Here is a 24,948-nt window from a genome sequence, read left to right as displayed (position 1 = left end):
CAGTTCGGGGCTAGAGGTTAAGGAGCTGCCGTCCCTTTTTTGATACTACCTTCCGACCCCAGGGCAGAACAGGACTCTATTGCATAGGCGCTACGATGCAAGGCAAAATCGCAGAAGACCCGGTGCGGGCGAGGGGAGATCCTTCGCGCGGCACCGCATGGGCGGGGCCGCGCGACCGGTCAAGCACGGCGAGCGGGGAAGTTGGCGTCGCGGATTTGGATTTTGCGGCCGCTTGCACAAGAAAGTTCGGTTCATTCTAAGCTTCTTCGCCGAACTGTGAGGTGAGGACAGTGTCTCAAGGCGTCCCGACATCTCCTCCGCAATGGCCGTAGCTGACCCTTGGTAGGTCATCCGCAAAAGCTGAACGAGCGACCGCTTGAATCCACACTGAAGAAGAGACGATCGCCAGCCTATCCGGCACTGGCGAAAACTGCTAAGGGTGGTAGCAATTACGGGAGGGCGCTTCGCCAGGCATGGGGACGTCGGAATGTTCCCTGGCATTCAACAATGTCGCGCGTTCATGTCAACTTCTGACGCGTGACGCGGATACCTTGTGCGTCACGATCCCAGGTGTCGCTGGTAACGCCTGCCGCACGCAGGACATGCTTCTCTACCTTTCCGGTAGGGGTCTTTGGCAAGGCCGGCACAAACCGGAAGTAGCGTGGGACCATGAAATGCGGCAATCGATCGCACAGGAAGGCGACGAGTTCCGCGTTGGAGATCGCAGCATCGGGCTTCAGGGCAAGGGTGGCGAGCACGTCCTGTTCGCCGTGCTCGCTCGCCACGCCAATGACAGCGGCTTCCAGAATGCCGGGGTAGCTCAGCAGTTCGCTTTCCACTTCGAAGGACGAGATGTTCTCGCCCCGCCTGCGAATGGCATCCTTGATTCGGTCCACGAAGAAGTAATTGCCGTCCTCGTCCTGCCGGAACATGTCCCCCGTGTGGAACCAGCCATTGCGCCAAGCACTTGCGGTAGCCTCTGGCATCTTGTGATAGCCCTGCGACATTGTCCACGGCATGCCAGTACGCAGTGTCAGTTCACCGGCTTGCCCGACCGGCACTTCACAGTCATTTTCGTCGACGATCCGTGCTTCGACACCGTCACGCACCTTGCCACACGAGCCAGGGCGGATGGGGTTATCCTCCGAGCGAATCGGACAAGAGGTCTCGCTCATGTTGAAGACCGTATAGACCGTGAAGCCAAAGCGATCGTTCAGTAGTCTGGCGTCTTCGCTGAGCGGAACAACCATGACTCGCCGCAACCCGTGGAGTCGATCGTCTGGCTCGGGATCCTGGCGCAGCAAGAAGGTGGCCATTGCCCCCAGCAGACAGGCCGCGGTTACCCCAAGGCCGCGGCACGTAGCCAAAAAGGTCTCAGTGCGAAACTGGTTGAGCATTCCGATGGAGCTGCCGCGTGCCACCGCACCCATCACAAACAGCGTTCCCCCGACGTGGAACAGCGGCAGGTTGATCAGCCACCGGTCCTGGCAATCGGTACCAGCCGTGCATTCGACCCCCATGGTATAGAGGTGTAGATAGCTAGAGAGCACGCCCTTGGAAGGCCCTGTGGTTCCCGAGGTGAAGCAAATGGACTGAAGATCCCACGGTTGAATTCCTTCGACCGGGAGATCGTCCGCCGCCTCTTGCTCGAGATCACTGATGGGCCGTACGATGAGGCCCCTCTCCCGAAGAACATTCAAGTCGTTGACGCGCTCGATATCCGTAAACACCGTCTTCAACGGCAGGTTGGAGCCACAACTGGCGAGCAGGGGCGCGAGGTCAGGGTGGCAGATGATTGTCTTGGCATCCGTGTTCTCGATAACGTGCTGCAGAAGGGCGCCACGGTACGCCAGATTGATGCCGACGAAGACGGCGCCCAACATGTTGATACCGAACCACGTACTCAGACTTCGCGGGCCATTTGGCAGCCAAACCAGGACCCGCTCACCGCGGGTTACGCCAGCGCGCCTCAGTCCGGCGCCTACGCGCCGGGCGCGATCTGCTGTCTGCCGAAAGGTCCAGCTTTCCGCGTCCTCGAACGTGGCGAAGATGTCCTCCGGTCGCTCCTTGGCTGCACGGGCAATGAGGTAGGGCAGGACGCATTCGCTTGCAGCGGGAACGCGACAATCTGATTGCGGCTTCATCGCGCTTCACCTTGCCAAATCGTGAAGGACTGACCGGCGGGGAGGGCAGTGCTCGGCGCGGCCTGGTTGCTGGCCTTAACGTAGTTTCGTGAAGCGCAGCGTCTAACTCCTAGTCCGCGGTCGGATGGCGTATATCGGTTCTTCATTTTCATCATTGTCTCCTCGAACGGAATCGGGTTCTAGGGTGGCGCGAGTGGGCGCGGCGTACGGGCGGCGGATCGCTATCTCGTTGATACGTGCTGCCTAGACACTGCAAGGGCTCGTGGCCGCCGGGAGTTCAGTCTTATTGCCATGGAAAAGATCGCGAGCTGTAGCGTCCGCGTCGGGGCCTGAGCCGCACGTCAACGTCCACGAACAAGATGTCGTCTTGGTCGGCTTGCCACGCCCACCTCGCCGAGCCTGTTGGATGGTCTCAAGAAGTACGCCGATCGCCTCATGATGCTGTCTCCGGCCCGCATCTGTCGTCGCAGATGCGATGGCCGTGTGTGCGTGTACCGCCTCGCAGAAGGGGGTGCTCACCGCCATCCCGCATCATGTTCGCGCGCCTCGTCGCGTCTGTCAACAAAAAATGAAAAGCCTTTCATTTTTTGCGATTGACCTTCGATGTGACGCGGACATACACTTGTTCCATGAGCGAGTCAGAACTGAAACCGGCCGGTGTAGACACTCCTGCACTATCCAAGCGCGAGCAGAACCGAGAACGGACGCGGGAAGCGCTGCTGAAAGCAGCGGCCGTGATCATTGCCGAGAGCGGTTTTGCAGCGGCCACCCTGTCGCGGATAACCGAGCGGGCGGATGTCGCGCTGGGCACCTTCTACAACTACTTTGACAGCACGGAAGCCCTGTTCGCTGAGCTGGTGGTAAGCAGCGGCCGACGGCTGCGCGATGCGGTCCGCGCCGCGATGCCAACGGATGCCGATTTCTTCTTGCGTGAAGAGGCGGCGTTTCGTGAATGGTTCCGCTTTCTACATCAGCATCCGTTCTTTCTGCGGGTGTTAAACGAGGCAGAAATTTTCTGTCCCGATGCCTTCGAGGCATACTTCCAGGCCATTACGCAGGGGTACCGCAAAGTCCTGACCAGCGCGGCGAAGAAGGGCGAGATCCGCCCATTGGATCGCGTCGAAATCGAGACGGTGTCGCTGATGCTAATGGCGCAACGTTCGTTCTACGGCCTTCGCTTGCAAAAGTTCATCAACAAGAACGGTGCCATCGACAACCGCGTCGTCACCGTCTACCTGGACCTGCTGCGGCGGATCCTGCTCGACTGACCAGATGGCGATTTGATCCCGCCCTGGCGACGGGAGCGGCCCCGAACAATGATCTATAGTCGCTATCTTCTTGCGACAGAGCGGATCTGCGCGCCGCTTGACCCCGGTGGCACCGCTTTGCTCGCCCGGCGGACCGCTTAGCCTAGCGTCTGTCGCGCCGGGTCGCTAGCAGCAGGCCCGGCGGCCAGCGCCATCCCTTTCTCTTCTTGACCATCCCGGCGGCCGTTTTCCGTCGGTACCGTCGACGCTCAGCAACGGCTTCGACGAAGACTCGCCGTGCTCCCGTTTTGCGCTTGGAATCGCCAGAGCATTCCCTCCTGCGTGGTCGCATGCGCGCTATCCGAATTTCCCTGCTTCCGGTCTGGCCCGCCCGCGTTCCTCGGCTGACATAGCCGACGTGATGGACTGAGCCGTGACAAGTCAGCCAGCCGTCGGCGCGTGGCCCGCGCAGAGACGTCGTCCTGGTCTAGCCTCCGTCGCTGGTTGCTCCCTCTCGGCACGATCGCGCAAAAAATGAAAACACTTTCATTTTTTCTTGACAGCCCTATAACTAGAGGTAGAAGATCGCGGGGAACTTGAAGCAACTGGTGTTGCCGGCATCGCGGCTCGATCGGTTTCTCTCGTTCTGACTAGAAAAAAACATGGAGACGTCACATGAAGCGAATGAAGTTTTCAGCGTTGGCCCTTGTCGCAACTCTCAGCGCAGCGACGCTTGTGGCAAATGCCCAGAGCCAGCCGGGGATCACGGACAAGACCATCAGGATTGGTATGTTCTCGCCGATGTCGGGCCCGTCGATGAGCTACGGCTTCGATGTCATCAACGCAGCGCGGATGTGGTACGACAAGGTGAACAAGGAGGGCGGCATTCACGGCCGCAAGATCGAGGTGGTGCTGGAGGACGATCGCTGCAACGCCAATGACTTGGTCGCCGCGGTGAAGAAGCTCACCGAGCAAGAAAAGGTATTTCTCCTGAACGGCGGATCCTGCTCGGTCGCAGTCTTGGGGGCGCGTGAGTACATCGAGCGTGCCAAGATCCCGCTTGTCATGCTCAATGCGTCGGGAGATGGGGCACTGTATCCGCCGTCCCCATACATCTACGGCGCCTTTTCAATTTCCCAGCATGCCGTCGGTGGGTCGATGGTGCAGTTTGCCGCAAAGCACTTGAAGGCGAAGAAGATCGGCTACATCAACGCCGATGACGCTTACGGCGAATGGAATCTGGACGCCGCCAAGGCGGAGGCGAAGGGCCTCGGCGGCATCGAGCTGAATGTGCAGTCGGTGCGAAGCAATATCGCAGACGTGACTGCACCGATGCTGAAGATCAAAGCAGCAAATCCTGATGCCTTGTTGCTGACCGCCTATGCTCGCCCGGTCGGTTTGATTATCAAGCGTGCCTTCGAGCTCGGATTTAACAAGCCGATTGTGCTGGCGATCAACTCAACCGCTGACCTCAAGCAGCTCGTTGAAAACGTTGGCAGCAAGGAGGCGTTCAAGAACGTCTATATCCAGGAAGTACTGGCTGACGTCCCTGGAGGCCCCAAGATCAAATGGGTCTACGACATGTATAAGGCAGCCTATCCGGAGCTTGCGGCCAAGCCCGGACACCCGGAGCCTTACATGCCGCAGGGCCTGCCTTCTGCCATGTCCGTTGTCAATGCCTTGAAGGCGGCTGGCCCGCAGCCCACTCGGGAGAAGTTCCTGGAGGCGTTGTCCCGACTCAAATTCGATTCCGGCGTCATGGCAGGGCCGATCGAGTTCAGCCCGACTGATCACGCCGCGCAAGAGTCGGCCATGTATATCAAATTTGACGGCACGACGATGACGCCGGTATCGGGCAGCTTCAAGAGTAACTGGACTTACGCACCCTGAAACCAGGGATTGCCGACGAACTGGTATCGCTTTGGAGCGAACTCATGAGTCTTTCCGACATTTGGCTGTTTATCCAACAGGCCCTTCTCTCAGGGATCGTCACAGGCAGCGTGTATGCCTTGCTGGCAGTGGCGATCGTCATTGTGTTCAAGACCACGGACGTCCCCAACTACTCGCAAGGGGACATCTTCATGTTTGGCGGCTACGTCGCCTTGTACGCGTTGTTGGTCTGGAACGCTTCGTACTGGACAGCGGCGGTGCTGACGATCGTTGTCAGCGCTGTTGTTGCGGCGCTGTTTCAGCGTCTGGCGATGGAGCGTGTCGCCAGTACACGTGGTATTGCGCAACTGGTGATTGCCACGGTTGGCTTCTCCTACTTGCTCAAGGGCGTGGTGCGCAAGACCGGGCTTGGTGACACGCCCCGCTCCCTGCCATCGCTGGTTCCGCAAGATCCCATAACGATCGGCCAAGCGTCGCTCACTCAGCTTGATATGGTGATCTTCGCCACCGCGATCGCGGTCATGCTCTTGCTCTGGGTGATGTTCACCCGAACTCGGGCGGGGCGGGCGATGCGAGCGGTAGGCATGAATCCGCGAGGCGCACAGATCGTCGGCATTCGGCTGTCGACGATTCGCATGCAGGTCTGGGGAATCACCGGCGCGATCTCCGCCATCTCGGCACTGCTCATTACGCCGAAGATCCTGATGACACCTGACCTGGGTCACATCGCCATCCTGGCTTTTGCAGCGGCGATCGTTGGCGGCTTCAGCAGCCTTCCGGGTGCGGTAGTCGGCGGCTTCATCATCGGCATTGTCGAGAATATGGTTGGCCTCTTTATCTCGTCCAATGCCATTGTGGTCGCACCGTTCATGGTGATTATGGTTGTTCTGCTGGTGCGTCCCCAGGGACTGTTCGGCGGCAAAGTAGGGGTTAAGAAAGTATGAACCGCACTATGTCCTCCCTGCTCGGGAGTAAAGAAGCCACGACCCGCTCGCTCTGTTCCGCTACCGATTTGACTGTTCTCGGGATATTGACGTTGCTTCTGGTGGCGCTGCCTCTGGGCGCAAGTGGCTACGTGCTGTACGTGGTCAATCTGTTGATGGTCTATGTGGTGCTTTCCTTAGGCATGCACCTGGCAATCGGAGAGACCGGGCAGTTCACGCTGTCGCATACAGCCTTCTTCGGCATCGGTATCTATACCGCGGGCCTGGTCAACAACCACTGGCACTACCCGTTTCCGGTGTCGATTCTGGCAGGTGCAGCCGTTGCCGCCCTGGTTGGATGGGCGATCGGCGTGCTAGCGCTGCGGATGCGCGATATCTATCTAGCGCTGGCGACGTTCGCCTTCGGCGAGGCAATGCAATGGGTCCTCCTGAACTGGGAGAGTGCCACGCGTGGCGCCAACGGCCTGCGCATTCGTGCCGCCACCTTGGGCGAGTTGCAATTGGTTTCTGACCTGCTGGCATACCCGTTCGTCGTTGCTATTGCGGCACTCATGGTGACACTGACGGTCGCCATCTCGCGGTCCAGGCTCGGCCTGGCGTTTCGCGCGGTTCGAGAGAGTGACATGGCCGCCGTTGCAATGGGAGTCAACGCGCGCGCGATCAAGGTGGCCTCGTTTGTCCTGTCGGCCGCCTTTGCCGGTGTTGCGGGTGGCATGTACACCCTCTTTACGTCCTTCATTCATCCGGAAAGCCTTGGCTTTGAGACCACGGTCATGGTGCTCACGATGGTGGTGGTCGGGGGATTGGGCTCGGTACGCGGCGCGATTGCCGGCGCAATCATTGTAGGCCTGATATCGGAACTCCTGCGCCAGGCACCGTCGTACCAGGAGATCATCTACGGCGTCGTCTTGATGCTGTTCATGATGTTCCTGCCCAAAGGGTTGGCTTCGTTAAGGAGTGCCCGCACGGTGGCAAAGAAGGGGGGAGCATCGTGAAGACGCCATATCTTGCAGTCGACAATCTTTCGGTCGTTTTCGGTGGCCTCAAAGCGGTGAGCTCGCTGTCGTTCGAAGTGGAACAGGGCAAGGTACACGCACTGATCGGTCCTAACGGCGCTGGCAAGTCGACGACGTTCAACTGCATCTCACGGTTCTATACCCCGTCCAGCGGACGCGTGACCTTGCAGGGCAAAGAACTCACCACGGTGGCACCCCACCGTATGGCAGATCTGGGCATTGCGCGAACTTTCCAGAACCTGGAGCTCTTCGCCGAACTGTCAGCACTCGAGAACGTCTTGTTGGGGACGCATTCCCGCGGCACGCGCACCCTCGGACGACTGATGCGAAGCGCCGACCGCGAAAGTGTCGACTTCGCTGAGCATCTGCTTGACCGGGTCGGTCTGGCCGACGAGCGTCACCAGAAGGCGAGCGAGCTGGATTTCGGGAACCAGAAGCTGCTGGAGCTTGCGCGAGCCCTGGCGATTCGACCCAAGTTGCTCCTGTTGGACGAACCAGCAGCGGGTCTGCGTAATCGTGAGATCGAGCGCCTTGATCGACTCCTCAAGGAGCTCTCAGTGCGAGACGGAATTACGGTGCTCCTGGTGGAGCACGTTATGCAGTTGGTGATGTCAATATCCGATCAGATCACCGTGATGGCCTTTGGCCAGAAGATTGCCGAGGGTACCCCGGAGCAGGTCGGAAGGGACGAGCGTGTCATCGAAGCGTACCTGGGTCAAAGGGGGGCGCATGCTTAACGCACTTCTCGAACTCGACAATGTAAGCGCTGCCTACGGGCGCATCCAGGCGCTGTCCCGCGTTTCGCTACGCGTGTGGACCGGTCAGATTGTTGCCCTTCTCGGTAGCAACGGCGCCGGCAAATCGACCACGCTGAACGTCATCTCTGCGATTGTCAAATGCACGGAAGGCCAGGTGCGCCTGGCAGGGGAGCGGGTGGACCGCGCCACATCCGACGAACTGGTGCGCCGAGGCGTTGTGCAAGTACCGGAAGGGCGACAGGTCTTTGGCGATATGAGTGTGCGCGAGAACCTGGAGCTCGGCGCCTATATGCGGCAAGACCGCGCCCAGATTCGTAGCGACATGGATCTTGTGTATTCCATGTTTCCGCGTTTGGCCGAGCGGCGGAACCAGATGGCGGCCACCCTCTCTGGTGGGGAGCAGCAGATGCTTGCGATCGGTCGCGCCGTGCTGGCGCGACCCAAACTCATGCTCTTCGATGAGCCATCGATGGGACTGTCGCCATTGTTGGTGCAGCAGATGTTCCAAATTATCGCGCAGCTCAACAGGGAGCGCGGTATCACGATGCTGTTGGTAGAGCAGAACGTGCAGTTGGCGCTGAATATCGCCAATTACGGCTACATCCTAGAGAACGGTGAAATCGCCCTGGAAGGGCCGGCTGACAAGCTCAGCGGCGATGAAAGGGTGCGCCAGGCGTATCTCGGCATGTAACCCCTGTTTGCCGTTCTCACGACTTTGCTATGCGCACAGACATTGAGTACGTGATGCCATGCACACATCAACGACAAAGATTTGATTGCAGGAGAGAAATGTATGACCGCTAACTATCAGAAAGATGGCAACGTCGCCGTGATCACCCTGAACAACCCACCGGTGAATGGGCTCAATCATGCCACGCGGGTGGGGATTACCGACGGTCTCGCCAAGGCTTTGGCGGATAGTGCCGTGACAGCGATTGTGCTGACCGGGGCCGGCAAGGCATTCTCGGGGGGCGCCGACATCAATGAATTCGGAAGTCCCAAAACCTTCCAGGACCCGAGCCTACTCTCGACCATCCTGGCGTTGGAAGCCTCGACGAAGCCGGTCGTGGCGGCGGTGCATTCGGCTTGCATGGGCGGCGGCCTCGAACTGGCGCTCGGGTGTCACTATCGCATGGTCGCGCCCGGCACCATCGTGGCGCTGCCTGAAGTGAAGCTTGGCCTCATTCCCGGTGCAGGCGGCACCCAGCGTTTGCCGCGCGTACTTGGCGTGGAGCGCGCCCTGAACATGATTATCAGTGGCCAGCCGGTGAAAAGTGAGGAACTGGCGGCAGTTGATGGTCAGCGCCTGTTCGACGAGCTTTCCGAAACAAAGGAGTCGCTGCTCGCGGAGGCCGTGCTCTTTGCCAGGGAAGTTGCAGCCCGGGGCGGCGAACTGCCGCTGGTGCGCAACTTGCCCTGCGGACATCCTCAGGGCGACGCCTACTTCCAGTTCGCCAAGAACATGGTGGCTGGCGCGTCGAAGCACTATCCCGCTCCACTGCAGTGTGTGGAAGCCGTCCAGGCAGCGACGAAGCTCAGGTTTGACGAGGGCCTCGCCAAGGAACTCGACATCTTTATGGCGCTGATGAGGACGCCTGAGTCCGCGGCGCTGCGTCACGTATTCATGGCCGAGCGCGCGACCAGCAAGATTCACGATGTCCCCGAAGACACCCCGATTCGCTCCGTACGGAGCGTGGGCGTGATCGGCGCAGGCACCATGGGTGGGGGGATCAGCATGAACTTCCTGAATGCGGGCGTCCCCGTCACCATCGTGGAGACCACCCAGGAAGCGCTCGATCGCGGCCTGGCAACGATTCGCAAGAACTATGAGGGGCAGCTAAAAAAAGGCAAGCTCAATCAGGAGGCGCTGCAGCAGCGACTGGCGCTGCTGACGCCTGCGCTCGACTTCAGCCAACTTCGCGACTGCGATCTGATCATCGAGGCCGTGTTCGAGGATATCGGGGTGAAGGAAAAGGTGTTCAAGCAGTTGGATGAGGTCGCCAAGCAGGGCGCCATCCTCGCTACCAACACCTCTATGCTCGATGTAGACAAGATCGCAGCCTTTACCCGGCGGCCGCAGGATGTCCTGGGCATGCACTTCTTCAGCCCGGCCAACGTCATGAAGTTGCTTGAGGTGGTGCGGAGCAAGGCCACTAGTAAAGAGGTGCTGGCCACGGTGGTAAGACTCGCCAAGCAGATCGGCAAGACGGCCGTGGTGGCGGGGGTGTGCGACGGCTTCATCGGCAATCGCATGATCGAGCATTACAGCCGCCAGGCAGGTTTTTTGCTGGATGAGGGTGCCACGCCCCAGCAGGTGGACAAGGCCATCGAGAAGTTTGGCTTCGCCATGGGGCCGTTCCGAATGAGCGACCTGGCAGGTAACGACATCGGGTTAGCGATCCGCAGGCATCGGGCCGTAGTCAATCCAGACATGAAGTTCAGCGGAACCGCCGACAAGCTATGCGACATGGGCCGCTTGGGCCAGAAGACCGGCGCAGGATGGTACGACTACCAGCCGGGCAAACGTGACGCTATCCCGAGTGACGTCGTCCTAGAAATGATCGAGAAGCACCGTCAGGACTTGGGCATCAAGCCTCGCAAGATCAGTGACAAGGAGATCGTGGAACGCCTGGTGTATGCACTGGCAAATGAGGGGGCGCGAGTCCTGGAGGACGGCATTGCCAGTAAATCAGGCGACATCGACGTGGTGTACCTGACCGGATATGGCTTCCCCATGCATCGTGGCGGTCCGATGCGCTACGCCAGTCAGGTCGGCCTGTTCAACGTCGCGGAGACCATGAAGCGCTTTGCGAGCAATCCTCATGACGATGCGTCGTTCTGGGAACCGGCGCCGCTGATCAAGAAGCTCATTGCCGGTGGCAAGCAATTCAACTGACCATGCGAGACGCCCGCCTCGCAAATGAGGCAGGGCATGTAGCGGACCGCACGACAACTGTTGCTGGAAGCGATGGTGCGGGCTCTGCATGCATATCTCTTCACTATCAAGGACCGACATTATGACAAGCGCCGTGATTGTTTCCACTGCCCGGACCCCGCTCGCTAAGAGTTGGAAGGGTGCCTTCAACATGACCCACGGAGCCACACTGGGAGGTCACGCAGTCCAGCACGCGGTTCAGCGCGCTGGCATCGACGGAGCCGACGTGGATGACGTCATCATGGGTTGCGCGACGCCGGAAGGCGCCACGGGATCCAACATTGCGCGCCAGATCGCACTGCGCGCAGGGCTGCCGATCTCGACTTCCGGTATGACCATCAACCGCTTCTGCTCGTCGGGCCTGCAGTCCATCGCGACGGCATCGCAACGGATCATCGCGGGCGAAGGCGACGTATACGTGGCCGGTGGTGTCGAAAGCATCTCATGTGTGCAGAACGAGGCTAACAAACACATGCTGGCCGATCCGGTGTTGCTCCAGCGGAAGCCGGAAACCTACTGGAGCATGCTGCAGACGGCTGAACGAGTGGCCACGCGCTATCACATCAGTCGCGACGAGATGGACGAGTATGGCGCTGCCAGCCAGCAGAAGGCGGAGGCCGCGCAGCAGGCAGGCAAGTTCGACGACGAGATTGCCCCCATCACTGTCGTGACCGGCGTGGCAGACAAGCAGCTTGGCCTGGTCACCCGGGAGGTCACGGTTAGCGCAGATGAAGGCATCCGCGCCGGGACCACGAAGGAAGGCATCAGCGCCATCAAGCCGGCGCTGCCGGGTGGCGTTGTGGCCGCAGGCAACGCCAGCCAGTTTTCGGACGGTGGCGGTGCCTGTGTGCTGGTCCATGAGAAGTATGCCGAACGCAAGGGGCTGCAGCCGCTTGGCCGATTCCTTGGCTTCGCGGTTGCTGGTTGCGAACCGGATGAAATGGGAATCGGGCCGGTCTTCGCGGTACCAAAGGTGCTGAAAAATCTGGGCTTGAAAGTCGGCGATATCGACCTATGGGAACTCAATGAGGCGTTTGCGGTGCAGGTTATTTACTGCCGAGACCGGCTCGGCATTCCGGCAGACAAGCTGAACGTCAATGGCGGTGCGATCGCGGTCGGCCATCCCTACGGCGTCACCGGGCACCGCCTCACCGGCCATGCCTTGATCGAAGGCAAGCGCCGCAGTGCCAAGAAGGTGCTTGTCACGATGTGCATCGGTGGCGGCATGGGGGCCGCAGCCGTGTTCGAGGTCCTCTGAACGACGTTTTGTCGAGTGCATCGGCAGGGCCGCAGCGCACGACGCCGGGCGTCCAGAAGGTGATTGATAAGTAGAACGGGAGAGTCGGGCAAGTTTCCGCGCAGCGACGCGCTTTGCAACGCCAGACTCTCATGGTCGTGACGAAATGCGTACCGACTCGCATGTCAACGCTCGCCGGCCAGGACTTACCACAAAGGCAGCGCAGATGAATGAAGCACCTTTTCGCAAAATCTTGATCGCCAACCGAGGCGAAATCTCAATCCGTATTGGCAGGGCAGCAGCCGAACTCGGCGTCGCCTCGGTGGCGATCTACCCCGATGACGATGCCATGTCCCTTCATGTGCTTCGCGCGGATAGCGCGCAGCGGATTCCCGGCGTTGGCGCGGCTGCCTACCTGAACGTCGAAGAGGTTGTGCGCGCCGCCGTAGCAACCGGCTGCGACGCGCTGCACCCTGGCTACGGCTTTCTTTCGGAAAGCTCAGAACTGGCACGCGCCTGCCAGGCCGCTGGCATTGTCTTCATCGGTCCCCGACCCGAGGCACTGGATCTTTTCGGCGACAAGGGCGCGGCGCGGCGCCTGGCGAAACAGGCTGGAATTCCGCTTGCGCTGGGGACCGAGAACGCGACAACGCTGGAGGAGGCCAGGGCGTTTCTTGCGTCGCTCGGCTCGGGCGGTGCCGTGATGATCAAGGCGGTGGCTGGAGGCGGCGGGCGCGGCATGCGGGCCGTGCACAGCGAAGCCGAACTCGATGACGCCTTCGCGCGGGCAAGCTCCGAGGCGAAGGCTGCGTTTGGGTCGGACGCCGTCTACATTGAGGAGTTCATGACCGATGCACGCCATATCGAGGTCCAGGTCATTGCCGACGCATCCGGCAATGTCAGCCACCTGTATGAGCGCGAGTGCAGCCTTCAGCGCCGGTACCAGAAGGTCGTGGAGATCGCGCCTGCGCCGTGCTTGCCGGCGGAAGTCCGTGAGCGCTTGGCCGCTGCTGCGATCGGGCTCGCTCGAATCGGCGGCCTGCATACCCTTTGCACGTTTGAGTTCCTGCTGGACGGTCGCTCCGGCAGGGAGGGGCGCTTCGTCTTCATGGAGGCCAACCCCCGCCTTCAGGTCGAGCACACCGTCACGGAGGAAGTGACGGGCGTCGACCTCGTCCGGACGCAGATCGAGCTCGCGGCAGGGCGAACGCTTGCGAGCCTTGGCTTGCAACAGAGCCAAATTGGCCCGGCGCGGGGAACAGCGGTTCAGTTGCGTATCAACATGGAACGGGTGACGGCGGATGGCAGCGCTGTGCCTACCGGCGGTCGCCTGTCCGTCTTCGAAATCCCAGGCGGTCGGGATGTGCGCATCGACACTTTCGGCTACGCAGGCTATCAGACCAGCGCCTACTATGACTCGTTGCTGGCAAAGTTGATCGTGCGGTCCGAGTCTCAGGATCTGACCCAGGCGCTGGACCAGACCTACCGCGCCGCTTGCGAGTTCCGCATCGAGGGCGTTGAGACGAACCTGCCATTTCTGCAGTCGCTAATTAGTGATGATAGGGTGCGCCACGGTGAATTGGATACTGCGTTTATCGAGCGCAACGCGCGCCAGCTTCTCACGCGCAACTCGTCGCATCCGAAGCGCTTCGCTTCGTTGGCCGCAGCCGAAGCGGACGATCTGTCCCTCGTCGCGTTGCATCAACCCGAGGGCACGCACGCGGTAACATCGCCACTCACTGGCCGACTGATTTCCTACACGGTGGCGGAGGGCGACTTGGTGCGTGCCGAGTCGACGGTTGCGATAGTCGAAGCGATGAAGATGGAGCACGCCATTCCGGCAGGTATTGCGGGGACCGTGCGCACGCACTGTGCCGCCGTAGGCGATACGATGCTGCTTGACGCACCACTGGTGTACGTGGAGCCTGGCGATCACGACCTGGACGATGGCGTCGCGCATGTGGAAGTCGACCCCGACGCGATTCGGCCGGATCTTCGCGAGGTCCTGGATCGCCACGCGGAACTTAGCGATGAGGAGCGGCCGGATGCTGTCGCCCGGCGTCGCAAAACTGGGCAACGCACCGCACGCGAGAACGTCACCGATCTTTGCGATCCCAACAGCTTCATCGAGTATGGCGCGCTCGCACTCGCGGCCCAGCGTCAGCGCCGTTCGGTGAGCGAGCTCCGGGAGATCAGTCCCGCCGACGGGCTTATTGCGGGCATCGGGACCATCAATGCTCAGACGTCGGGCGTGAACGCCCGTTGCGCAGTGCTTGCTTACGATTACACCGTCTTCGCCGGCACCCAAGGGTTCATGGGGCACAAGAAGACGGACCGGTTGCTCCACCTTTGTGAGAAGTGGAATCTCCCGATCGTGATCTTTGCCGAAGGTGGCGGCGGCCGGCCAGGGGAGACCGACTACATGGGTGTGGCCGGGCTGGATATGCCTTCGTTCAAGCTGCTGGCCAGCCTGAGCGGTAAGGCGCCATCCGTCGCGATCGTGTCGGGCAGATGCTTCGCTGGGAATGCTGCCTTTGCGGGGGCCTGCGACTTGATTATTGCCACGAAGAACGCCAGTCTGGGGATGGGCGGGCCGGCGATGATCGAGGGAGGTGGGCTGGGACGCTATGCGCCGGAGGAAGTTGGTCCGGCTAAGGTGCAGGCCGCCAATGGTGTGATTGACGTGCTGGTCGAGGACGAAGCGGAAGCCGTTGCGGTCGCCAAGCGCTACATGTCCTACTTCCAGGGACGGGCGAACGATTGGACATGCCGCGATCAGCGACTGCTGCGTGCGGTTGTCCCGGAGAACCGCTCGCGGGCGTACGACATCCGGCAGGTTATCGAACTGCTCGCGGATGAGGACTCGGTACTGGAGTTGCGGCCGTCCTATGGCATGGGGATAATCACGGCGCTTGTCCGCATTGAAGGGCACGCCGTCGGGCTGTTCGCCAACAACCCGCACCACTTGGGTGGGGCCATCGACGGGGATGCCGCAGACAAGGCGGCTCGGTTCATTGAACTGTGTGAAGCCTACGCGCTGCCGATCATCTCGCTATGTGACACGCCCGGATTCATGGTGGGGCCGGAGGCCGAGAAGACGGCGCTGGTCCGACGGGTGTCTCGGATGTTCGTGGGGGCCGCGAACATCACCGTCCCGCTTCTGACGCTGGTGCTGCGTAAGGGCTACGGGCTCGGCGCACAGGCCATGGCTGGCGGCAGCACCATTGCGCCGTTCTTCACCGTGTCCTGGCCGTCAGGCGAGTTTGGTGGCATGGGCATCGAGGGCGCGGTCAACCTCGCCTATCGGAAGGAGCTGGCCGCCATCGAGGACGAGGATGAACGGCGCGCGCAGTTCGCACACTATGTCGAGGATCTGTATCAGAACGGAAAGGCCACCAACATGGCTTCGTTCCTTGAGATCGACGGTGTCATCGATCCGGTGCATTCCCGAAACTGGATTGTTCGTGCCCTCAATGCGATGTCGCTCCCGGTCAAGAGTGAGGAAAAGCGACGTCCCTTTGTAGCTCCACGATGAATCGGCCTGCCATGAAAACCCAAAAGCAACTTTTCCAGAAGTCATACGAGACCATCGAGCTCCAGCCGGTCGATGACGGAATTCTGATCGCCTGGCTGAACCGGCCTGAGCAACTCAATGCCTTCACCGTCACGATGGCCGAGGAGTTGGTGGATCTTTTCACTTCCGTCAACGACGACGATTCAGTTCGTGCCGTGGTCGTGACCGGCTCCGGCCGGGCATTCTGTGCCGGGATGGATCTGAATCGCGACGGCAACGTCTTTGGATTGAATGAGGCGCTTCGCCCCACGTTGCAGGATGTGCGCGAGCGGCTCGACGACCCCTTGATTCGAGACGGGGTCCGGGATACTGGCGGCCGCGTCACGCTGGCGATTCACGCCTGTCGTAAGCCCGTCGTGGCGGCGATCAACGGTCCGGCGGTTGGGGTCGGCGCGACGATGACGCTTGCGATGGATTTCCGCCTGGCATCGGAATCGGCTCGTATCGGCTTCGTCTTCAGTCGTCTTGGCATCGTGCCGGAGGCGTGTTCGAGCTGGTTCCTGCCGAGGCTGGTTGGGCTTCAGCGTGCGCTGGAATGGACGTATCGCGGGGAAGTCCTCAGCGCCCAGGATGCATGGGAGGGGGGGCTGCTCCATTCGCTGCACTCGCCGGAGACATTGTTGGATGCCGCTTGTACGCTGGCGCGGAGCATTACCAAGGGGAAGTCGCCGGTGTCGGTGGCGTTCATCCGCCAACTGATGATGCGCAACGTCGCAGCGGATCATCCCTTGGAGGCGCATCGGACCGATTCGCTGGCAATGTTCTATACGAGTATCGGCGATGGAAAGGAAGGCGTGGACGCATTCTTGCAGAAGACGTCGCCGGCCTTCTCACAGCGGGCGTCAGTCATGCCGGACTTCTACGAAGAGTGGACGAACCACAGGTAAAAACAGCGTTTCTGTCAATGGAAGGTTTCGATGGGGCGACAGGCAGCTCGGTATCGCGCCATCGGCGTTGGGAAGGCTTGACAGTTCATGGATAGCGCTTTCAAAGCGAATTGCAAAGTGAGGTCAGAGTGAAGACGAGGATCACGGAACTACTTGGAATCGAGCATCCCATCATCCAGGGTGGCATGCACTATGTCGGCTTGGCCGAACTGGCCAGCGCGGTGTCGAACGCTGGCGGACTGGGGGTCATCACTGGGTTGACTCAGCGGACGCCGGAGCTGCTTGCCAAGGAGATTGAACGCTGCCGCAGCATGACGGACAAGCCCTTTGGCGTCAATCTCACCTTCCTGCCGATGTTCAATGCGCCTCCATACCCCGAATACATTGCGGCGATCATTGAAGGCGGGGTCAAGGTCGTGGAGACCGCCGGACGCAGCCCGGAGCCCTATATGCCGGCGCTAAGGGCGGCGGGCATCAAAGTGATTCACAAGTGCACCTCGGTGCGTCACGCCTTGAAGGCTGAGAAGGTTGGCTGCGATGCCGTGAGTGTCGATGGCTTTGAGTGCGCAGGCCATCCGGGCGAGGACGATATTCCCAACATGATCCTGCTGCCCAGGGCCGCGGAAGAGCTGAAGATCCCCTTTGTCGCATCGGGCGGTATGGCCGACGCACGGAGCCTGGTTGCAGCGCTTTCGCTTGGTGCGGAAGGCATCAACCTCGGGACCCGCTTTGTTGCCACCCAAGAGGCGCCCGTTCATCAGAACGTCAAAGACGCGATTGTGGAGGCGACCGAACTTGACACGCGTCTGATCATGAGGTCGCTGCGCAATACTGAGCGCGTCCTCAACAATTCCAGTGTCGAACTGGTGGGCAAGATCGAGCGCGAGAAGGGCGACGCGTTGACGATCGACGACATTCACGATCAGGTCGCCGGTGTATACCCGAAGGTCATGATCAACGGGGATATGGCTGCGGGCGCGTGGAGCTGTGGCATGGTGGCCGGGCTGATCCGGGATATCCCAACCGTGCAGGAGTTGATTGACCGAATCATGCACGACGCGGAGCGGATCATTCATGGTCGACTGGTGGCCATGCTTGGAGGAGTCTCGCGGGCCGCATAACGCTTGTACCGGCCATTGAACGCGTCGCCGACTCCGGGTCTCGAACTCAGGACCGTTCCTGACACGGGGAATGGAGTCGGCAAAACTTCGAACATTTTGTCATTCTGTGTCGCCCGTAAAGGGTGAATGGATCCGTACCATGTCCTTGCTTGAATTCGCGAACAGCTTCCAATTTGACTCTATCGAATTCAATGACCGTGGCAAACATCTTCCTCCTTCGGTCGCGGCCGCACTGCCGGAGGAGGATGTCGTAGTGTTTCTGGTGGCCGATGAGGATTCGGACACCACCGGGTTCAGTCAGCGCTATGGCTTCAGCCTGGAAGACTGCGCAAACACGATCGTGATCCGATATATCAAGGATCGGATGGAGCAATATGCTGCGATAGTGACACTCGGGTCCCGACGCCTGGACGTCAATGGCGCAGTGAAGGAAGTGCTCGGGGCAAAGCGCCTGTCGTTCGCCAAACGCGAGGTCGCGACGGAGATCACCGGCATGGAGTTCGGCGGGATTACCGCGTTTGGCCTGCCCGGCGACATGCGCGTGTTGATCGATGCGGAGGTCATGAAGCGCCAGTTTGTCGTGGTGGGTGCCGGGTGCCGGGAAACCAAGATTCTGCTGGCGCCGGCTGTGCTAGCGAAGCTTCCGAACGCGGTGGCGGCCCACCTGACGGTGGCCCAGCCCGATCTGTAACCCGCTAAACAAGCCGGCTGCAATGGTACATCTCATGGGCGTTTAAGGGGCGTTCGCTTCATGAGGTAGCCCCGTCGCGGCGAGATCGGTTGCTTGCAATCCATGGCAGTCCACCGGAGGGGCGTCTTGCCTGCATCCGCCATGGCATGTGGAGAGCGCCTCGCACTGGTCGACAACTAGCAGCGCCATGTTTGCGACGTCGCCGACAAGCATGACGCCTACCTGGGCACTTTCCTGAGCGAGGACGACGCCCATCAGCGACTGTCCGAGCTCAACGTGATCGAGCAGGTCAGCGATGTCTGCAGGACCACCGTGGACCAGGATGTCTGGGCCCGCGCGCAGCTCGTCACCGTGCATGGCTGGATGTATGGCTTGTCCGGCTGCGCGATTTGGGCATGGCCGCCAGCAGCAACGACGAACTGCACGAGCTGCTGGCCGCGGCCTGCCGGCAGTAAGGCAATCCGCCTTCGCGTCAGGCCGGCTCCTATGCCGTTGCCCGTATGGACCATTCCTCCCCCCGCCGATGAGCGCGCTCCAGTCAATCTGCAAGCGGGCACAGGTACGTCAGTGCTGTCTGGCGGCGTTGAACCTTGAATTGGAAGGATATACCGAAGGTTTCATTGAAAGCGAAAGAAGCTTCCGAAATCTGATTGATTTTCGTGGAAATCGGCAACCGTTTTCACGTGGGGCGCGATAAAGTCCCGCTCAGAAAACTTCATGTCGGGACCTGCTTCTCGCTGTGGAGTGTCTCGCATGCGAGACGTAGGACGCATAGGCGCCTTTCCCCACCAACATCCCCACTATGCGCTTTGGTATGGCAGCACCTCGATGCACACAATGTGGTCTTCGGGAAAGGGGCCGGGTGTCGACCGTACCGGCGACGCCTTCCGCCATGGCAATCTCGCGGGTTCGTCCAAGCTCGGGGGCGTGGTCGTAGTCATGGGCGATGACCATACCTGCGAGTCGTCGTCGACATGCCATCAAAGCGAGTTCGCAATGGTGGACGCAATGATTCCTGTCCTGAGCCCCGCCGGCGTTCAGGAGATTCTCGATTACGGCATCATCGGCTGGGCGCTTTCCAGGTACAGCGGCTGCTGGGTGGGAATGAAGTGCGTCAAGGATACGGTCGAAGCGACGGCCTCGATTGACGTGAGTATCGACCGTGTCAACAGCGTCTTGCCCGAAGGCGTGGCGTTTCCCGCGGACGGCGTCAACATTCGTCAGCCGGATACGCCGCATGCGCAGGAAGCAAGGTTGCACCAGTACAAACTTAATGCGGTTCGCGCGTTTGCACGCAGCAACCGCATTGACCGCGTCGTGATCAAGGGCGAGGCCGCAAAGTTCGGCGCCGTGACCCATGGCAAGAGCTACCTTGATGTGCTGCAAGCGCTCGACAGTCTCAACCTCTCGGAGGAGGATACCGAGAAGCTCGGAATGTGTCTATACAAGGTCGGCATGCCTTGGCCACTGGAGCCAGAAGGTGCCGCGGACTTTGCCAGCGGTCTGGACAAGATTCTCGTTGTTGAAGAAAAGCGGAGTCTCATCGAATCCCAACTTAAGGAGCACATGTATGGACGGGCGGGGGCGCCCGCGATTGTTGGCAAGCTCGATGAGCATGGTCGGACCCTTCTCCAGTCTGAGATGGCGCTGGATGCCAATCAGATCGCAGTCGCCATTGGCGAGCGCCTGTTGGAAATCCAGGAATCCGACACGCTGCGTCAGCGCGTTGAAGAGATCCGCGCATACCGAACCCCGAAAGACATAGTCGATACCCTGTCTCGGAGCTTTTACTTCTGCAGCGGCTGTCCGCACAGTTCGTCAACGGTGTTGCCCGAAGGGAGCAAAGGCTACGCGGGGATCGGCTGCAGTTGGATGGCCCAAACGATGGATCGCTCAACACTCGGATTCACGCACATGGGTGCGGAGGGAATGTCTTGGGTTGGTGAAGCGCCGTTCTCACGCCGCAAGCACATGTTCCAGAACATTGGTGACGGGACATACTTCCATTCCGGCTTGCTGGCCATTCGTGCCGCCGTCGCGGCGAAGACCAACATCACCTACAAGATTCTGTTCAATGATGCCGTCGCGATGACTGGCGGCCAGCGACATGATGGACATCTCAGTGTGCCGAGCATTGCGCAGCAGGTGTATGCGGAAGGGGTGAGGCGTATCGTCGTCGTCACCGACGAGCCGGACAAGTATCCATCGGGAATCCAATGGCCACCGGGGCTGACTATTCATCATCGCGACACCATCAATCAGGTGCAGCGCGAACTGCGCGAGGTCGTAGGTACTACCGTTCTGATCTACGATCAGACGTGCGCGGCGGAGAAGCGGCGGCGGCGCAAGCGCGGCACGTTTCCCGATCCGGCAAAGCGTGTACTCATTAACGATCTGATATGCGAAGGCTGCGGTGACCGCGGCGTGCAATCCAACTGCGTTTCCGTGCAGCCGTTGGAGACGGAATTCGGAAGGAAGCGGCAGATTGAACAGTCATCGTGTAACAAGGATTTTTCCTGCGTCAAGGGGTTCTGTCCGAGCTTTGTCACAGTGTTGGGCGGCAAGCTTCGCAAGCCGGAACGCGGTGCCGGATCGACGCCGTTCCTGGCGCTGCCGGAGCCCAATCGTCCTTCGCTGGACAACCGGGTCTATAGCATCCTGGTGGCAGGGATGGGCGGCACCGGGGTAGTCACCATCGGCGCAATACTCGGCATGGCAGCGCATCTGGAAGGGCGCGGTTGCGGTTTGCTCGACATGGCAGGTCTGGCTCAGAAGGGGGGGTCAGTTTGGAGTCATCTGCGTTTCGGAGCCACACCCGAGTCGATCAAAGCCGTTCGCATTGCACCCGCCGGGGCAGACCTCGTTTTGGGTTGTGACATGATTGTCGCCGGCAACTCCAAGACGCTGGCGGCAACGCAACTTGGCAAGACGGCCGTGGTGGTAAACACCCACGAGATGATGCCAGGCGATTTCACGCGCAACGCGGACCTGCGATATCCGCGCGACGCACTGCGCCGCAACCTGGTGAAAGCCGGGGGGAAGGAGCGGGCGGTGTTTATTGATGCCGGAAGGCTCGCCACGGCGCTGATGGGTGACGGCATCGCCTCGAACATGTTCATGCTGGGGTTTGCTTATCAGCAAGGGCTGATTCCGGTGTCGGCGCAGGCCATTGAAGAAGCGATTGCGCTCAGCGGGACTGCCAGGCAAATGAACAAGGACGCCTTTGAGTGGGGGCGCCGCTTCGCCGTCGATCCTGCGGCAGTCGAACGCATTGTGGTGTCCAAAGCCAAGGCCGCCAGTTCCAGTGTGTCCCCGGTGCCCGTGCATGGCTTGCATGACGCGATCAAAATGCGTGCTGACTTCCTGTGTCCCGTGAGAATGGAGTTTGGCAAACCGCCAACTAAGTATTTGTCAAATTCCGATTGATGGACCGGAAACCCTTGCGGGAAAAGGCTTTGACAAATGGCGGTCGCCGTCTCCATTGAGACGTCGGAAAGGGTGGCGATTCACCTTTTTTCGACGGTTATATAGCACCCTTTCGGCTTCATGCTCGTGTAGCCCGGTCGATACCTCAATATAGACCATTCGCGAGAACGTTGTCCGCTCTCTATCAATTTGTTTCGGCTGCGGTAACCGTACTCGGAGAATCGTACTGGCGCACTCGCCCGCATGTGCGGCAGATTGACAGCATGAACTCGCATCGCGAGCAACCCGACTCCGCTTAGCCGAGGCAGATTCCGCTTAGTTCGCCGGGACGCTGGACGCGGCGGTTCCATCAGTGCCGACAGCACGGCTGCGCACTCCGGTCTGCCAGCAAGGCTGTGGCTCGCTAGAGGGCGAAGACGCGCAGATGCGCAGACGCCAAACGCATGCTTCTGGCTCCGTCTTCGTTGGCCGCTCACCCTCCCGCGAACAAAAGGATGGTTTCCGACATGCTTTCCACGGCTGTGAAGCGCGAAGGTATGAGCTCTACAGAAGTCGATTTAGAGCAGCCGTGCAGGTCCGAAGGACTGTCGGTGGTCCCGGGGCGCGGTCTGGCCGACAGGTCACCGAGTATGCGGCTGCGATTGCTGTGTACTTCCGCCTTTAGACGACACGGAGAGTGTGTCCCAGTGGCCCGTGCAGATTCAAGGAATGAATCTGTTCGAGTATCTTCGGTGAAGCGGTGAAGCGGTGAAGCGGTGAAGCGGTGAAGCGGTGAAGCGGTGAAGCGGTGAAGTGTGCACGGACAATAAAGTTAGAAAAATCGCGTCAATAAAGTCAGAAGAAATCGTCATCAAACACGCGGAGACCTATATCTGGCGTGGCTTTCCCGGACTTTAGTGACAGCCTGCATAGATGGCTGGCCACATATGCTTTATATGGCAGCACCTTCGCCACGAGTATACGATGAGGCACTACACCGCTTATCCGGCGCGGCGATAAGAGCACTCAGTAGTAAGGCCCGGGATTTGGAGGTCACGGTTTTCGAATCTTGCGCACTCAATGGCACGATTCGGTGGTGCTTACCCCAAGGAAGCGGAAAGGCGCGCTTTTGATTAACCTTAGAAGGTACGCGCGCTGACTTCGAAGCGGTGGGGTATGTATAATGAAATTGATGATTGAGCTGACCGAAGAACTTTACGCACGAGTCGCTGATATAGCCAGATCAGAGCAGACGACGCGCGAAAAAGTGATTCTCGATGCAATCCAAGCCTATGTTCCCAAGCGGCGGGTGACGGTGGAGTCAGTAGATGCTTTTGGCCTTTGGAGGAACCAGGCACCAGCCACGCGCCGATATGTAGAGTCAATTAGATCAGAATGGGGGGATGAGGCGATCTAATCTCATCTCCAGCCGAGTCGAAAGACATAGCCGACGCAGGATCCCAGCTTCCGAAGTTAGTAGAAGCCGCGATCGCTGTTGAAGAAATTATGGTCAACCGGGGGGCAGTGGTGCGGCTGCTACCGTTTCCCCAACAGATATCCGAGCGCCGCCTTGGCGCGCTAGCAAGGGGGAGATCCGTTTCTCCGGTCGACTTGGATCTACCTTTGCAGGCTTCTACTGACCCTAGATTGCAGAAATAGGGAGGCCAGATTCGGCCTAGACTGCTCTTGGACGCGGGGCGCAGAAGCATGGGCTTCGAAATCATGCGGAGGAAAGTCGACGTCTTCGCCGACGTCGGGCATGTCCAGCAATACGTCGGCGAACCACAATCGCGACGCTGCCTCTCGGGCGCGGCCAGCCGATAGTAGCGATTGCGACCGCGGGTCTCCACAGCGAGCAGCTCGCCTTTGCTGAGCCGGGTCGGGGTGTCCGCTCCCGGTCGAGGCGAACAGGCCAGCGATCAATGCCAGTTCGCCGGCGGGCCGGGCGCTGATCAAGTCCTCCGATTCGTGAGAAGACCCGTCAGACGAAAGCTCTAGCTGCTAAATTTCGAGCACAATTTTTTCGCTGAGCGAGCGTGAACAACAGGGCGTCATCTGAGTATTGGTTTGTTTCTCATCGTCAGTCTGATACTGATCGCGATGGTCGGGGACGCCCTCGATAACACGCGTCAGACAGGTCCCGCACACTCCTTGCTCGCATGAAAGCGGGACCGAAACGCCAGCGTTCATCAGCGCCTGCGCAACCGTGACGCCAGCGGGTACAGCCACCGAGACCCCGCTCACAGCGGCGACAACAGTGAAGGTGCTGCCGTCGGTCGAAACCTCCGCCTTGAAATGCTCGGAGTGGATCTGCCCGGGCTCCCAACCGAGGGCGATGGCACCTTCGGTGACGAAGCGGATGAAACCTTCCGGACCGCAGACATACAGGTGGGTCCCTTCTTTCACGTCCGGTAGACATGCTTCCAGCGAGAAACGCTGCGCAGGAGCGCCTTCGTCATAGTGAAACTCGACTTGGGACGCAAAGGCCGACGATGCAATCTCGGCCGAGAAAGCGGTGCGACGACTGCTCCGCGTGCAGTAATGCATCGTAAAGGGCACATCCTCCGCATGCAGCTTGTGCGCCATCGACAGCAAGGGCGTGATGCCGATTCCCCCTGCGAGCAGAACCGCCTGCTCGGCAGCTGTCGCAAGGTGGAAGTTGCAACGCGGCTCGCTGATTCGAATGACCTGGCCTGGCGCGAATGTGCTGTGGATTTCTGCAGACCCGCCCCGGGAGGTTTCATCACGCAGGATTCCTAAGCGATAACGATGACTTTCGGAAGGGTCGTTACATAGCGAGTATTGCCGTATGAGCCCTGGGGCAATATGGACATCCACATGGGAGCCTGCCTCGAAGGGCGGCAGATTCCCACCATCCGGCGAGACAAGTTCCAGCGAGATGATTCCCTCGGCAGTGTCATCTCGATTTGCGATAAGAACATTCAGGCAACGTTCGTGAGTGGTCATGCCAACCTCGCGTGGTTGCTTGGCGTATGAGAGCGTGTCATGCCGTTAATCCGCTTTCTGATCCTCGTTGAGCAAGCGCTCGAGGATGCGCCGATAGCGAGCGGGGCCTGCATCGATGGCCAGCAGCGTGGG

At 60.0% G+C, this 24,948-nt stretch carries 15 protein-coding genes and 2 pseudogenes; 14 read left to right on the top strand and 3 right to left on the bottom strand.

Going from position 1 to position 24,948, the window contains the following annotated elements; genetic code table 11:
- Positions 1 to 518: 518 nt before the first annotated feature.
- Positions 519 to 2,144, bottom strand: coding sequence for an AMP-binding protein (locus AC3WLF_RS22160; RefSeq protein ID WP_492358850.1), 1,626 nt, complete (start codon positions 2,142 to 2,144; stop codon positions 519 to 521).
- A gap of 629 nt (positions 2,145 to 2,773) precedes the next feature.
- Between AC3WLF_RS22160 and AC3WLF_RS22155 the strand changes: the two genes are divergently transcribed.
- The 14 genes and pseudogenes from AC3WLF_RS22155 (at position 2,774) to AC3WLF_RS22090 (ending at position 21,870) form a co-directional block, all read left to right on the top strand.
- The gene (locus AC3WLF_RS22155) at positions 2,774 to 3,412 is read left to right on the top strand and encodes a TetR/AcrR family transcriptional regulator (protein WP_492358849.1); all 639 of its coding nucleotides are present in this window, start codon (positions 2,774 to 2,776) and stop codon (positions 3,410 to 3,412) included.
- Positions 3,413 to 4,066: 654 nt separating this feature from the next.
- On the top strand, positions 4,067 to 5,281 hold the full coding sequence (locus tag AC3WLF_RS22150; protein WP_492358848.1) for an ABC transporter substrate-binding protein: 1,215 nt from the start codon (positions 4,067 to 4,069) through the stop codon (positions 5,279 to 5,281).
- Between the two features lie 44 nt (positions 5,282 to 5,325).
- Positions 5,326 to 6,225 carry a branched-chain amino acid ABC transporter permease gene (locus AC3WLF_RS22145; protein WP_492358847.1) on the top strand — a complete coding sequence of 300 codons (900 nt, stop codon included), beginning with the start codon at positions 5,326 to 5,328 and terminating at the stop codon, positions 6,223 to 6,225.
- An 8-nt stretch (positions 6,226 to 6,233) separates the two neighbouring features.
- Entirely contained in the window at positions 6,234 to 7,220 is a 987-nt protein-coding gene (locus AC3WLF_RS22140; RefSeq protein WP_492358846.1) for a branched-chain amino acid ABC transporter permease, read from the top strand.
- Positions 7,217 to 7,978 carry an ABC transporter ATP-binding protein gene (locus tag AC3WLF_RS22135; RefSeq protein WP_492358845.1) on the top strand — a complete coding sequence of 254 codons (762 nt, stop codon included), beginning with the start codon at positions 7,217 to 7,219 and terminating at the stop codon, positions 7,976 to 7,978. Before AC3WLF_RS22140 ends, AC3WLF_RS22135 begins: the two co-directional genes overlap by 4 nt.
- A complete protein-coding gene (locus AC3WLF_RS22130) occupies positions 7,971 to 8,690 on the top strand; it encodes an ABC transporter ATP-binding protein (protein WP_492358844.1) in 720 nt (239 codons plus the stop codon). The genes AC3WLF_RS22135 and AC3WLF_RS22130 overlap by 8 nt, the downstream gene beginning before the upstream one ends.
- A 102-nt stretch (positions 8,691 to 8,792) precedes the next feature.
- Positions 8,793 to 10,895: a 3-hydroxyacyl-CoA dehydrogenase NAD-binding domain-containing protein gene (locus tag AC3WLF_RS22125; RefSeq protein ID WP_492358843.1), complete on the top strand. Its 2,103-nt coding sequence runs from the start codon at positions 8,793 to 8,795 to the stop codon at positions 10,893 to 10,895.
- 121 nt (positions 10,896 to 11,016) lie between these two features.
- Positions 11,017 to 12,192, top strand: a complete 1,176-nt coding sequence (locus AC3WLF_RS22120) for an acetyl-CoA C-acyltransferase (protein WP_492358842.1) — start codon at positions 11,017 to 11,019, stop codon at positions 12,190 to 12,192.
- 205 nt (positions 12,193 to 12,397) lie between these two features.
- Positions 12,398 to 15,706 carry a carboxyl transferase domain-containing protein gene (locus AC3WLF_RS22115; RefSeq protein WP_492358841.1) on the top strand — a complete coding sequence of 1,103 codons (3,309 nt, stop codon included), beginning with the start codon at positions 12,398 to 12,400 and terminating at the stop codon, positions 15,704 to 15,706.
- Between the two features lie 11 nt (positions 15,707 to 15,717).
- A complete protein-coding gene (locus tag AC3WLF_RS22110) occupies positions 15,718 to 16,632 on the top strand; it encodes a crotonase/enoyl-CoA hydratase family protein (RefSeq protein WP_492358840.1) in 915 nt (304 codons plus the stop codon).
- Positions 16,633 to 16,760: 128 nt separating this feature from the next.
- Complete coding sequence (locus AC3WLF_RS22105; protein ID WP_492358839.1) at positions 16,761 to 17,753, top strand: NAD(P)H-dependent flavin oxidoreductase; 993 nt, start codon at positions 16,761 to 16,763, stop codon at positions 17,751 to 17,753.
- Between the two features lie 139 nt (positions 17,754 to 17,892).
- Positions 17,893 to 18,444 (top strand): YbaK/EbsC family protein, encoded by a 552-nt coding sequence (locus AC3WLF_RS22100; RefSeq protein ID WP_492358838.1) that lies wholly within the window; start codon positions 17,893 to 17,895, stop codon positions 18,442 to 18,444.
- Positions 18,445 to 18,597: 153 nt separating this feature from the next.
- A pseudogene (locus AC3WLF_RS22095) lies at positions 18,598 to 18,899 on the top strand (carbonic anhydrase); the annotation flags it as partial.
- A 298-nt stretch (positions 18,900 to 19,197) separates the two neighbouring features.
- Complete coding sequence (locus AC3WLF_RS22090) at positions 19,198 to 21,870, top strand: indolepyruvate ferredoxin oxidoreductase family protein (RefSeq protein ID WP_492358837.1); 2,673 nt, start codon at positions 19,198 to 19,200, stop codon at positions 21,868 to 21,870.
- Between the two features lie 1,781 nt (positions 21,871 to 23,651).
- Here the strand turns inward: AC3WLF_RS22090 and AC3WLF_RS22085 are convergent.
- Positions 23,652 to 23,799: pseudogene (locus AC3WLF_RS22085) on the bottom strand (transcriptional regulator); the annotation flags it as partial.
- A 51-nt stretch (positions 23,800 to 23,850) separates the two neighbouring features.
- Positions 23,851 to 24,816: a PDR/VanB family oxidoreductase gene (locus AC3WLF_RS22080; RefSeq protein ID WP_492358836.1), complete on the bottom strand. Its 966-nt coding sequence runs from the start codon at positions 24,814 to 24,816 to the stop codon at positions 23,851 to 23,853.
- Positions 24,817 to 24,948 lie beyond the last annotated feature (132 nt).

Source organism: Cupriavidus sp. FW306-01-F10A, assembly GCF_058782785.1.
This window is presented reverse-complemented; position numbering and strand designations above follow the sequence as displayed.